The sequence below is a fragment of the Haloferax sp. AS1 genome, assembly GCF_014530665.1.
Taxonomy (GTDB): domain Archaea; phylum Halobacteriota; class Halobacteria; order Halobacteriales; family Haloferacaceae; genus Haloferax; species Haloferax volcanii.
In genome coordinates this window covers 2312250-2324333 of sequence record NZ_SPSA01000001.1, presented here as the reverse complement: position 1 = coordinate 2324333, position 12084 = coordinate 2312250, and the positions used below count along the sequence as shown (strand labels likewise).

General features: G+C 57.6%; 14 protein-coding genes and 1 tRNA gene. 6 read left to right on the top strand and 9 right to left on the bottom strand.

Annotation, left to right across the window (positions count from 1 at the left end; genetic code table 11):
* Window positions 1-21: 21 nt before the first annotated feature.
* The 4 genes from E4P24_RS12175 to E4P24_RS12160 all read right to left on the bottom strand — a co-directional run bounded on the left by E4P24_RS12175 (window position 22) and on the right by E4P24_RS12160 (window position 3341).
* Complete coding sequence (locus E4P24_RS12175) at window positions 22-198, bottom strand: hypothetical protein (RefSeq protein WP_004042289.1); 177 nt, start codon at window positions 196-198, stop codon at window positions 22-24.
* A gap of 175 nt (window positions 199-373) precedes the next feature.
* Window positions 374-1372 carry a metal ABC transporter permease gene (locus E4P24_RS12170; protein WP_004042288.1) on the bottom strand — a complete coding sequence of 333 codons (999 nt, stop codon included), beginning with the start codon at window positions 1370-1372 and terminating at the stop codon, window positions 374-376.
* Window positions 1369-2238 carry a metal ABC transporter ATP-binding protein gene (locus E4P24_RS12165; RefSeq protein ID WP_144859274.1) on the bottom strand — a complete coding sequence of 290 codons (870 nt, stop codon included), beginning with the start codon at window positions 2236-2238 and terminating at the stop codon, window positions 1369-1371. Before E4P24_RS12165 ends, E4P24_RS12170 begins: the two co-directional genes overlap by 4 nt.
* Entirely contained in the window at window positions 2235-3341 is a 1107-nt protein-coding gene (locus E4P24_RS12160; RefSeq protein ID WP_188148525.1) for a metal ABC transporter substrate-binding protein, read from the bottom strand. Before E4P24_RS12160 ends, E4P24_RS12165 begins: the two co-directional genes overlap by 4 nt.
* 188 nt (window positions 3342-3529) lie before the next feature.
* Between E4P24_RS12160 and E4P24_RS12155 the strand changes: the two genes are divergently transcribed.
* The 4 genes from E4P24_RS12155 (at window position 3530) to E4P24_RS12140 (ending at window position 4956) form a co-directional block, all read left to right on the top strand.
* On the top strand, window positions 3530-3769 hold the full coding sequence (locus E4P24_RS12155) for a glutathione S-transferase N-terminal domain-containing protein (protein WP_004062574.1): 240 nt from the start codon (window positions 3530-3532) through the stop codon (window positions 3767-3769).
* Window positions 3766-4299: a cob(I)yrinic acid a,c-diamide adenosyltransferase gene (locus E4P24_RS12150; RefSeq protein ID WP_004062575.1), complete on the top strand. Its 534-nt coding sequence runs from the start codon at window positions 3766-3768 to the stop codon at window positions 4297-4299. The genes E4P24_RS12155 and E4P24_RS12150 overlap by 4 nt, the downstream gene beginning before the upstream one ends.
* A 259-nt stretch (window positions 4300-4558) precedes the next feature.
* Window positions 4559-4810 (top strand): hypothetical protein, encoded by a 252-nt coding sequence (locus tag E4P24_RS12145; protein WP_004042283.1) that lies wholly within the window; start codon window positions 4559-4561, stop codon window positions 4808-4810.
* A 71-nt stretch (window positions 4811-4881) separates the two neighbouring features.
* Window positions 4882-4956 (top strand) — tRNA-Val (locus E4P24_RS12140).
* Window positions 4957-5873: 917 nt separating this feature from the next.
* Here E4P24_RS12140 and E4P24_RS12135 read toward each other — a convergent pair.
* On the bottom strand, window positions 5874-6161 hold the full coding sequence (locus E4P24_RS12135) for a helix-turn-helix domain-containing protein (protein WP_147298715.1): 288 nt from the start codon (window positions 6159-6161) through the stop codon (window positions 5874-5876).
* 109 nt (window positions 6162-6270) lie between these two features.
* Here E4P24_RS12135 and E4P24_RS12130 point away from each other — a divergent pair, with 109 nt between their 5' ends.
* Window positions 6271-7092, top strand: coding sequence for a hypothetical protein (locus E4P24_RS12130; RefSeq protein ID WP_147298716.1), 822 nt, complete (start codon window positions 6271-6273; stop codon window positions 7090-7092).
* Here E4P24_RS12130 and E4P24_RS12125 read toward each other — a convergent pair.
* The 3 genes from E4P24_RS12125 to E4P24_RS12115 all read right to left on the bottom strand — a co-directional run bounded on the left by E4P24_RS12125 (window position 7075) and on the right by E4P24_RS12115 (window position 9723).
* Entirely contained in the window at window positions 7075-8982 is a 1908-nt protein-coding gene (locus E4P24_RS12125; protein ID WP_115802965.1) for a class I SAM-dependent DNA methyltransferase, read from the bottom strand. The two genes, E4P24_RS12130 and E4P24_RS12125, sit on opposite strands and share 18 nt — an antisense overlap.
* Before the next feature lie 403 nt (window positions 8983-9385).
* Window positions 9386-9574, bottom strand: a complete 189-nt coding sequence (locus E4P24_RS12120) for a hypothetical protein (RefSeq protein WP_013035537.1) — start codon at window positions 9572-9574, stop codon at window positions 9386-9388.
* Window positions 9574-9723, bottom strand: a complete 150-nt coding sequence (locus E4P24_RS12115) for a hypothetical protein (RefSeq protein WP_171810347.1) — start codon at window positions 9721-9723, stop codon at window positions 9574-9576. The genes E4P24_RS12120 and E4P24_RS12115 overlap by 1 nt, the downstream gene beginning before the upstream one ends.
* A gap of 499 nt (window positions 9724-10222) precedes the next feature.
* Here E4P24_RS12115 and E4P24_RS12110 point away from each other — a divergent pair, with 499 nt between their 5' ends.
* Window positions 10223-11569, top strand: coding sequence for a hypothetical protein (locus tag E4P24_RS12110; protein ID WP_188148524.1), 1347 nt, complete (start codon window positions 10223-10225; stop codon window positions 11567-11569).
* A gap of 83 nt (window positions 11570-11652) precedes the next feature.
* Here E4P24_RS12110 and E4P24_RS12105 read toward each other — a convergent pair whose 3' ends face one another.
* Window positions 11653-12024 carry a hypothetical protein gene (locus E4P24_RS12105; protein WP_004042279.1) on the bottom strand — a complete coding sequence of 124 codons (372 nt, stop codon included), beginning with the start codon at window positions 12022-12024 and terminating at the stop codon, window positions 11653-11655.
* Window positions 12025-12084: the final 60 nt, after the last annotated feature.

Genomic DNA, 12084 nt, shown 5'->3' with positions numbered 1-12084 from the left:
GAGAAAAGCCTTTTTTCGCGGTTACGCTTCGGCCTTCGCGTACGTCTCGATGTCGTCCGTGATGTGGATGTAACCGTAGTCGCACTCCGTGCAGTGCCACTTCGTCTTCGTGCCGAGGTGAATCTCCATGCTGGCGGCGAGGTAGAACGTGTCGTTGCCGCAGGCCGGGCACTCGCGTTCGATTTCGAGGTCGCTCATGGGGTCGAATCCGTGGTAGTCGTTGTTGAAGATATTGGTTCGCGGACGCTGTGGAAGAGGAAATAAATCGAATATCGCGATAGCAAATCGGGATTGTGGTCGAATTCCACGTCAGTCCGCGTGCGACGACCGTCTACCGAGCGCAGACAGGAGAGAGTGCAGTCGAGTCCCGCGGCTACGCCTCGCGGGAGTCGATGCTCCCCAGTTCGGGGGTCGCGTCCGCTCCGGCGCGCGCCTGTACCTTGCCGATGGCGACGGCGACGACGTAGATGCCGACCGCGACGAGGACGATGACGCCGCCGGCGGTCGCCTCGCCGTAGTAGGACGCGCCGATGCCGAGGAGCACGGCGAGTTCGGCCAGCACGACGGAGACGAGAAGCGACTCGGAGAAGCTTCGGGAGACCTGCGCCGCGCCCGCGACGGGGACGACGAGCATGGCGGCGACGAGGATGACGCCCATGATTTGCATCGCGCCGACGACGACCAGCGCGGTCAGCATGACCATCACGCGGTTGTACCACGTGACCGAGATACCCGAGACGGCGGCGGCCGTCTCGTCGAACGTCACGTAGAGCAGTTGGTTGCGCGTGAGCGCGACGGTGCCGACGATGACGGCGAACAGCACGAGCAGGATGGCGGCGTTCTCCGCCGAGACGGTCGAGAGGTTGCCGAAGAGGTACTGGTTGATGCCGACCGCGAGGCCGCCCGCGTTGAGGCTGATGAGGACGGTCCCCAGCGCGAACCCCGTCGAGAGCACGATAGCCATCGACACGTCGTTGTAGGCGTCGGTCGCCTCCGAGATGAGTTCGATGAGGAGCGCCGCGATGACGGCGACGACGACGGCGGTCAGATACGGCGAGACGCCGAGGCTGAACACGCCGTTGAGAAAGAGGCCGACGGCGACCCCGGCGAAGGCGGTGTGGGCGAGCGCGTCGCCGATGAGCGCGAGCTGTCTGTGGACGAGGAACGTCCCGATGAGGGGGGCCATCACGCCGATACAGAGGCCGACGAGGATGGCGCGGTGCATGAACCGGTAGTCGAGGAAGCCGAGGCCGGTCGCGTCGCCGACGGCGAAAAGCAGGTCGGACCACAGCGCGAGAAGCCAGTAGAGAGGCGCGAGGGCAGCGTCTAACGGCCCCGCCTGCAACGCGGCGACCAGTTCGACGGGTATCACGGGCGACCACCGCCCGAACCGCCTGTACCGCTCGAACTGCCCGAACCGCCCGCGAAGGAGGCCGCCGTCCCGAACGCCCGCGCGAGCGCGTCGCTGTCGACGAACTCGTCGGTCGGGCCGTCGAAGTAGACCTCGCGGTTGAGACAGACGACGCGCCGGGCGTGGTCGGTGACTGCGCCGAGGTCGTGTTCGATGAGGAGAATCGTGATGCCCTCCTCGTTGAGCGATTCGAGCAGGTCGTAGAAGGCGTCGACCGACTCGACGTCGACGCCGACGGTCGGCTCGTCCAAGACGAGCAGGTCGGCCTCGCCGGCGAGCGCGCGGGCGATGAAGGCGCGCTGGCGCTGGCCGCCCGAGAGCTTCGTCACCCGGCGGTCCGCGAAGTCGGACATCCCGACCGTGGCGAGCGCCTCGTCGACGATGCGGTGGTCTTCGGCCGAGAGCCGGCCGAAGCCGACGTGGGGGAACCGACCCATCTTCACGACCTCGCGGACGGTGATGGGCATCTCCTTGGAGGCGCTGGCGTGCTGGGCGACGTAGCCGATGCGCGCGCCGTCGTCGAAGGCGTGGGCGGGCTCGCCGAACAGCCGCGCGGCCCCCTCGTCGGGCCGGAGCAGGCCGAGGATGAGCTTCATCAGCGTCGATTTGCCCGACCCGTTCGGCCCGACGATGGCGACGTACTCGCCGGGGTCGATGCGGAGCGAGATGTCTTCCACGACGGGCGTCGCGGTGTAGCCGAACTCGACGTCTGCGAGTTCGACGAGGGGGTCGGACGAGCCGCCGGCGTCTCGGCTCGCGTCGTCGGAGACGCCGGCGTCGGTGGACTCGGCAGACTCCGCGGATTCGCCGTTGCGGAGGGCGCTCATTCGAAGTTCCTCCATTCGTCGGCCCAGCCGTCGCCGCCGACCTCCTCGGGCGACTTGTTGCCGAGGACGACCTCGAACGTCGGCATGTTGATGTTGTCGGCGATTTCCTCGTAGCCCCAGTCGTTTGCGACCCAGTCCTCGCGGACGCCCGCGTACGGGGTGACGGGGAAGTACGCCTCGACGGGGGTCTCGGCGATGAGCTGTTTCGCCGGGCGGCGCGTCTCGAAGACGCCCGCGCCGATGTACCGGATGTCGTTGTCCTCGATGACGCGCTTCGCCTCGGTGATGTCCGAGGGCTTCACGTCGCCGCTGGCGGCGAGGTTGACGACGAGCGGGCGCATCTCGACGCCGTAGCGGACGCCGATGTACTGGAAGGCGTTGTGGGCCGCCAACTGGACGACCTTGCGCGACGCCCGGTCGAAGATGTCCTGGTAGTCCCGGTCGATGCGGTCGAGTACGTCGGTTTTGTACGCGTCGGCGTTGTCGCGGAGCGTCTCTTCGTGTTCGGGGGCGAGTTCGACCAGCCCCTCGGTGATGTTGTCGACGGCGGTCTTGGCGCGCCGCGGGTCGAGCCAGAAGTGGGGGTCCTTCCCGCGACCCTCGCCGACGCCCTCCTCGTCGCGGTCGAGACTCGCCGCGAGTTCCACGAGTTCGACGCCCTCGCGGACGTTGATGAGTTGAGTGTCCACGTCGTCGTCTTTCAGCGTCTGGATGGCGCGGTCGGCCCACGGCTGGAAGTCCTTCCCGACGTGGACGAACGCGTCGGCCTCGATGATGTCGCGCGTGACGCTCGCGTCCGGTTCCCAGCCGTGGCCGTGGAGCCCCGTCGGGATGAGGTTCTTGAGCGTGACTGGCGTGTCGGCCGCGACCTTGCGCGCGAAGTCGTAGAAGCTGAAGAACGAGGCGACCACGACAGGGCCGTCTTCGGACTCGGACCCGCCGGAGGCGTCGTTCGAGTCGGTGTTCGAGCCGTCGCTTCCGCTTCCCGCGCCGCCACCGCCGCCGAGACAGCCCGCGAGACCGGCCGTCAACAGACCGGAACCGGCCGCGACGACCGACCGCCGAGAGAGTTTGGGGTCGGACGAATCTGTGTTCGTGTTCATCACTATGTGAAATAGATACAAGCTACCATATAGATTTGTTGCTCTAAGGTTGAATTTTGATGTGTCTAAAAAATTCGAGTGGCGAGCCGTAACGGCTCACAGGGCACCGACGGCACGACGGTCGAGGCGCGGCGGTCGGACCGACCGGCGTGCAAATCTCTTTGGGTCGGCGCGTCCAACGGCGGGACATGGGAATCGAACTCTACGCGCTCGACGGCTGTCCGTACTGCGAGAAAGTCCACGACGCGCTCTCGGAGGCGGGCGTCGACTACGAGACGCAGTGGGTCGACGCGCTGCACTCGGAGCGAAACGAGGTCAAGCGCGTGAGCGGCCAGCGCGGCGTCCCGGTGCTCGTCGACGGCGACCGCGGCGTGACGATGTCCGAGAGCGAGAACATCCTCCGGTACGTCGACCAGACGCTGGCATGAAGATATACACCGGCCGCGGCGACGAGGGGATGACCGACCTGCGGGACATGACCCGCGTGTCGAAGACGAGCCACCGAATCGAGGCGTACGGAACGGTCGACGAGGTGAACGCGCTCATCGGGACGGTCCGTCCGACCGGTCACGACGACGTGGACGACGTACTCGAAGCCGTCCAGAACCACCTCCACATCGTGCAGGCCGACCTCGCGAACCCCGACCCCGACGAGGGCGACCCGCAGATAGCCGCCGACCACGTGGACGAACTCGAAGCGTGGATCGACGAGGCCGACGAGGAACTCGACCCGCTCACGTCGTTTATCCTCCCCGGCGGGAGCGAGACGGGGGCCAAACTCCACCACGCCCGCGCGGTGTCGCGGCGGGCCGAGCGCCGCGCCGTCTCGCTGGCGGCCGAAGAACCCGTCAACGAGGAAGTCGTCGCGTACCTCAACCGCCTCTCCGACGCGCTGTTCGTCTTCGCGCGACTGGTCAACAAGCGCGACGGGGTACCCGAGGAGTCACCGACGTACTGAGTCCGAGCGGCCGCCGCACCGGCCGGTGTCGGCGCGGTCGCTCGCGAGGATAATGGGACCAGGACGGACGAATCGTGCCCACGGTATCGCCGTCCCGGAAGGGGCCAGACGCTAACTGGGACCGACCACGAAGCGTGGCCTGCGTTCCCAGTTTTAGGTATGCCTAAGAATCACTAAAGTGTATCGCTCTTTCTCAGACATATGACTCTCGGTATCGTGTAACATAATCGTTTTCTCGTCGGCGGGACTATCCGGAGGTATGAACCGACATTTCACCGACGCGCGGTACTACTTCCGACGGGGGTTCGAGCACCTGTACGCCGGACTCGACGAAGAGACGGCACCGCTCCGTCGCCGCCTCATGGCGGCGCTCGGGCGCGAAGTCGAAGACGAGGAAGAACCTGCGCCGCAGACGCCGCGGGAACGCGTCGAGTACGGGGCGCGCCGGGCGGCGACGCGGAGTCGGCGGGTCGCCGGGCGGGTTCGGCGTCGCGTGCGGCGACCCGAGTAGGTGTGTCTGCGCCCCGAATCGGGGCACAACGTAAGTCTTAATTGGCGGCGCGGGAAATCGAAATCGTAGCCGGGTTGGTGGTCTAGCCAGGTTATGACGGCTCCTTCACACGGAGCAGGCCGGCGGTTCGAATCCGCCCCAACCCACTTTCTGGTACCTCGCAACGACGAGCGACAGCGAGGAGTCCGTGGTACCGAAAGTGGTGACGGCGGATTCGAAGCAGGGAGCGAACGGAGTGAGCGACCGAGGTTCGAATCCGCCCTGACCGATCACTCACTGTGTTCGTGCCGAGTACCCCAGGCGGCGGTATCGTGGTGTTCTCCCTTGTTCCCAACACACCAAGCAGGCGGTCGGTGCTGTCCTACTTGCCTTAACGATGCGAGAAGTGGAGGTGCTGCCCGACCACAAAGAACTATCCGTGTAAATCGAAACGGAATCGGTGTCCTCGCGCCAGACTCCGCGCCCAGGAGACGAGTGACGACGGAGACGGCCACTGCGTCATCGAGCACGTTGCCAACCAGATGGGATTCTCCGAGGAAGGTTTGGTTTCTTGCTACCAGATAGTTCTGTCCCGACTCCGGAAATGCCTCGACACCGACGATATCGAAGACTTGCTTAAAATTGGGGGGGAATAGACAGCTTCTCGTATTATAATAAGTAGCGGGCTACCCGGTGAGATACTCCGCGATACACATCGAGTTCGACTGTAAGCGGTTTACCGCATCAAGGGGTTGGAACACAACCGAGTGAGACAGAAAAAACAGAAACGTGATGCAGTAAAGCGCAGAGAGCAACACAGCAGAGTAAAATACGGCCAAGAGTTTCGCTTCTCAATCATTACGAGATATGGGTGAACTGAGATAAGATGCTGTCGACGGAGCAGTCTGACGATTGTAGCGCGACTAAGTCGGTCGATATAGACACAAATTGATGGACAACGAACGTGGCGTCTTTGTTGAAATCAGCAGTAACACCTTTCTCTTGTAATCCTGAACAGACTGCTGCGTCCCATTCACCATCACCCAGAACAGACTGGATATACAATACTATCCTATATTTCTATTCATTCAGCCACCGATTCAACCTCCATGTCCTCAAGATTCAATTGGAGCTGAGCTATCCGGGCAGAATATCGAAGTCCGTCATCTTCATCATACGCTTTCTCAAGAAGGTTTGCCGATACTAACGTCTCTAACGATTTATATATCGACTCACGCCGGTACGTCTCAAACTTTCGTTGGTATATTTCGTGCGCCTGTTTACTACTCATCGGCCCTCTTGCAATTACTAATGACATAAGCCGTCGTCGGGTTGGGTTGGAGAGAGCAGAACAAACGTCCTCGATGTTCACAACCGGGTGTTGCGTTTAACGGGAAAATATGTTCGTTGCTCACTTAGGCAACTAGTTTCCAAAATTAGAAACATACCCGTTTCAACCAAGAGTGGAAACGAACAAAGGAATGTACGACCGAGATGAGCTTGGCAGTATTCTTGAGGGTATAAAAACTGACTTTGAGTCTGCTATCAGAGATCCGGACGAGAATCCAAGCTATTCTTTGATACGGAGTGAAAAGCTTATTGGACGTATTCATTCTTACATAATTGACCAGCTGGTGGATAACGGAGTGAATCCACAATATATCCACGAAGATTCCCATCCTAGTGACACATCTGCCACCGTATATGGATTTCCGAAGACAAAAAGCCAGGATATACTAGTTCATAGCTATGAGGAGGATGGCCCTGTTGTTGGTCCGCGAATGGCAATTAACGTTCGTAGCCAACTGAGCTCAATTGGCAAAAATTTTGACACGATTTTTGAGCGAATCTATGCCGAGTCACTTAATCTCCATAACCGATTCCCATATCTCCCTCTCGGGTACTTTTTCCTACTCCCAAAAAGGGGGTACGACTCATCAGCAAAACAGAAAAATATTGTCGAGCGTTCGGAGAATTTTGATATTCAAAAATTTATAAGCAGTTACTCGTCTCTTAGCGGTCGTGAAACTCCAGAGGATGAAAAGTGGAAATACGAAGCGATGTGCCTACTTATTGTTGATTTCGAGCAATCACCTCCCCGAATCATGGACGACATTGATGAGTTTGTTGAACAGGGACTTGTCACGCCGGAATTTGCTGAAATATATGGTTCTAATGTAATCTCTGTCGAGAACTTCTTCGAGAAGCTACTAAGCGATTATAAAAGACGGTACTCACAAATTCACGACTTTGACAAGAAAGCCGATACAGACGACTCGAAATCTTCAATTACTGACTTCTAAACTCAGACCATATTTTTTGATAAGGTACTGATCAATCTCCTTTTGGTCTGATAGGGATATCAGTTCATCTTTCTCCGATGAGGAGAATTCGGGAACAGAAAACTTCCTAATGAAATTCTTTTGATAGCATTGAAAGTCGCCTTGAATCTCTTTACTCGTGTTGCGGATATAGTAATCCATCACTTTCGAATTCAGAATTCGCTCAAGTATCTCAATATCAACCGTTTTTGGGAAAACAGCATAGCCATTCGCGAACAACGAATACTCCGTCTCATGATGGAGGAATTTCGGTCCACTGCTATATGTTGGTGTATAAAGCCTCTCACCGATATACTCTAACCCCTGTTCCCGACCATATTTATACCATGGCTCGTAATCGACACCATCGCCTTTCTCACGAGTTGCGAGTTCGTCGCGGGCTGCCTCAAGATACTCGTACGTCCCCGGGAATTCCTCTTTCAATTCATCTTCAGGGATTATAGTTGTCTCCACCTGCTTGCCGTCCCCAGCAAGTGTCCGTTGAATTTGCTTTTTATAGGGGACGATAATCCGTTTTGCGTTGTGTTTCAAGTCAGAGGAAGCTTCAATTGTAGATATTTTCACGAGTTCTTCTGTAATCTCTTTCTCGATTCTATATGTTTCTCCTTCGTATGTTATCGTGAAATACTCACTATCAAGGTCGACCGCATCTACGATGTACACGCTATCTTTGAGCGTTGCAATTCCCGTATGGATTCCAGAGACTTCATCCAGAGGCCGGAAGGACTCTATCTTCCGAATATTTCCAAACTCATCTTCATCTAACAACCTCCACTTTTCCGAATCAATAGAAGAATATTTTATATCGATGAAATCTCGGTCGGGGAGATTGTTGAGGTCATCAACGGAGTCAACCTTAATATAATCAAAGCTACTTTTGCTGCTTTTGGAGAATATGGAAATCGCAGTGTATGTTAATGCGTCATCAAATAACAAGGTGTCTCCGAAATCGACTATTTCGGACACATATTTGCCAGTTTGTAAATACTCTCGGAGGTCTTCTCCCGTCAGTGTTGTAAAGTAATTCAGTGGAAGTATATATCCGACTTTTCCTCCTTCATTAATCAGCTCAATACCTAACTCGATGAAGGGAATATATGTGTTGAAATTCCCTGATTGGACTGTGTCATATTGGTCTAAAACATGTTCTTTTGTTTTTTTATCCATCGTTTGGATATTAATATATGGCGGGTTTCCAACTATAACGTCAAATCCGCCATCATTAGCAATCTCAGGGAAGGCATCATTCCAATCCTGTCGGAGCGCATCGGCTTGGATAATATTGAAGTCATTATTATCCACAAGTTCCCCGTTCTCTGCTGCTAAGAGCGATAACGCAATTTTAGTTTCTCGAACGTTATTCTCCAGAATATCGGAGCCATACACGTTCTCACGTATGATGGTTTTAATTGACTTCTCGGTTATCTGGCGAAGACGAGTGGTAGCCTGAACCAAGAATGCACCTGCACCACAGGCACAGTCACAGACTGTGTCGTCGCCATGAATTGTTTGCTCAAGGATATAGTTTATAACCTTCTCAGGTGTGTAATATACACCGTTAATCTCGCGTTCTTCCTCCTCAACAGCTAGTTCGAATACTCTCAATACCGAATTGAGCGAAATACTCTCGGGCGTCCTACCGAATAGAATATGAACGATCTTGGAAATATCTTGGTCAGTGGCCAATGATGTGACATTATTGAGGAACTCTGAGCGGGAATAATCCACACCAACATTATCAAGATAAAACGTCACCAAATTTGCCTCCAGTTCCTCAAGCGCATACTGCTCCAAAACCCTCAACACATCATCTTTATCCATCGAATTCACATTTTGAGCTTCTGCCGACATAGACAAAGGTACCTTGGCTATGATTTACGAAGTAATCGTATTAACCCTCTGGTCGAAAGCGGTCAGCAGATGCCAAACGCCATACTCGTTAGTTTCCGTTCTTTGAGATACCGTTCGTCGGCGGCTTCGGGTTTCATTCGTCGGCTCATTGATTGCCTCTGAAGCGGACTCACGTCAGGAGGTACTGCCGAGGATGGCCACGTCTTCACCACTTCGTGCCGCGCCGTCCTACGACCCATTGTGGGCCATAATCGCTGAACTGCGCGGGCAGGAGTATGTTCGAACCCGCCCCACTGATCGTCTCATATCTCGCATGCTTAGCGAGCGAGACACCCGTGGAGTTGAAGGACACGATAGTCAAACCTCAAAAAACAAAAACGGAAAACCGTCGCCAGCCGAGCGCCTACGCGATATCGTCCAGTGAGACGGCGCTGCCGCGGTCGACCGTAATCCACGACGTGGTCAACTCCTCCGATTTCGGGGAGAACACGGTCAGTTCGGTCGGGTTCTCCGGGTCGTCGTAGATGCATTCGAGGTCGAACACGGGCGCATCCGCCAATTCGTCGGAACTGTGAGGTGCGGCCGTGCTCATCAGATGGAGACGTCCGTCTTGCAGCTCGCACACAGCGCGTCGCCGACCGCCTCCTTCGGGACCGAGGTCCCGCATCGGGGACACCGCGAACGGGTGCGCGAGTACTCCGTGTACGGTGCAATCCGCGAATTCTCGGTGGATTCGCTCATACACAGCCCAATACGGTACAGATACAAGAAGTTTTGGATATAATGTATGCAATATCTCTGATTCGACCCCGAATGTAACGCCAACTGTACCTACGGTTCGTACTACTCAACTTAACTGGACAATCGGTACCCGTATGAGAAGTCTACCCTAGAGCTCCCGAGTAGTTCAGAGACAGCCAGCGATTCGACACCGTCCCGGTTTCGAAACGCTCAGTCGGCCGCGTCACTCAAACTGTCAGGACGTTCGAATAAACGAGAAGCTACCCCGTTAGCATTGGCGACAAACTCGATTTTCTGACAGTTAACGCGTAGCGTCTCGCGTGAAACATCGTGTTTCGTGAACTGTTGCGGAAAAATCGGTCGAGAGGCCACCAGTATCGGAATCAGAGGCGGACTAACCGTCTACACCGTCAGGTAAGTTGACAGCCAACGCGCGAAACTATTGAAACTATCTCGTCAGCTTTTGCCGGCGGCGTCGGTAGATTGTCATCGCAGACACATGAGCACACGAACACGTATCGCCGGCGTCCTCGTCGTCGTCGCCCTCGTCGCGGCGGCGTCGGGGACCGGTCTGGCGGCGGTCGATACACAGCAGGCACAGGTACAAGAACAGACGCAGACGCAGACACAGTACTGCACGTATCCGAGCAACGGTACGTATGAGTCGTTCGGGGTGAGCAATCTCTCCGCGCCGTCCGGCGTCGAAGCCGGTGAGCCGGTGACGGTGTCGGCCGATATCACCAATCCGAACGACGTGCCGATGATTCAGTGCGTCGAGTTCCGACTCGAAGGTGACGTGGTTGAACGGACCGGCTGGGCGCTGAACCCCAACGAGACCGAGACCATCGAGTTCGACGTCAACACGACGGACCTCGAAGACGGGACGTACATCCACGGCGTCGAGACGCGCGACTTCGGCGAGCTGGCGACGCTCACCGTGGGCGAACAGCCCGAGCCCGAACCCGAGGAGCCGACCGCGACGCTCCGGTTCGACGACCAAGAGTCCGACGGCACGAACGTGACCGTCGCGAGCGCCAACCTCTCCGACGGCGGCTACATCGCCATCCTCGATGAGAACGGTTCCGTGGTCGGCGCGACCGACTACCTCGACTCCGGCCCGCAGGAGAACGTCACCGTATCCCTCCTCGAACCGCTGAACGAGAGTGCCAACTTGACCGCGCAGGCGCACCTCGATACCAACGGCAACCAGACGCTCGACTTCCTCACCTCCAACGGGACCGAGGACGGTCCGTACACGATGAACGACACGCCCGTCACCGACGACGCAGTCGTGACCGTCAGCGAGGAGCCGACGAACGGAACCGACGAGCCGACCGCGACGCTCCAGTTCGACGACCAGGAGTCCGACGGCAGTAACGTGACCGTCACGAGCGCGAACCTCTCCGACGGTGGCTACATCGCCATCCTCGACGAGAATGGCTCGGTCGTCGGCGCGACCGACTACCTCGACTCCGGCCCACAGGAGAACGTTACCGTGCCGCTCCTCGAACCGCTGAGCGAGAACGAGAGCGTGAACCTCACGGCGCAGGCGCATCTCGACACCAACGACAACCAGACGCTCGACTTCCTCACCTCCAACGGAACTGAAGACGGCCCGTACACGGTCAACGGCACGCCCGTCACCGACGACGCAGTCGTGACTATCGGTGAGGAACCGACGACGGAGGAACCAACGACCACTGACGACGATACGGAGACAACGACCACTGACGACGATACGGAGACAACGACCACTGACGACGATACGGAGACAACGACCACTGACGACGACACGGAGACAGCACCGCCGACCGAGACACCCATCCATAACGAAACGGAGAGCTGAACCGCCGACTACCGGCCGACTCGGACCCACCACCGGGTCGGCTCGGAGCTATTTTCACACGGCGAGCGCCGGCCCGACCGAAGTCAGCGACCGAGCGCCGCGAGCAGGCCGTCGGGAACGCTGAGGAACCCGAACCAGACCAACAGCACCACGAGTACGGTGTAGCCGACCGAGATGGCGAAATCCTTGGTGAACCGCCGAGCGGTGTACGGATGTGCCTCCGCCGAGACTGCGTCGACCGCGCCCTTGTGAAGCAGGACGAACCCGATGACGTTCGTCAGCCAGTAGCCCGCGACGACGCCCGGAAGGAACCAGCTTCTGGAGATGAGGCTCACCGCGACGCCGAACGCGTAGGCCAGCGGGAGGTTGACCACGAGGTCGTTCCACCACGAAAGCGGAGATAGAACGAACCCGATAGCGGCCAGAATGCCGCCTTTCACGCGCCGCCGTTCCATCCGGATAGATGTGCGGCCAGCGGTAATAGTATTGTGAGCATATGCCACGCGCCGTCTCGG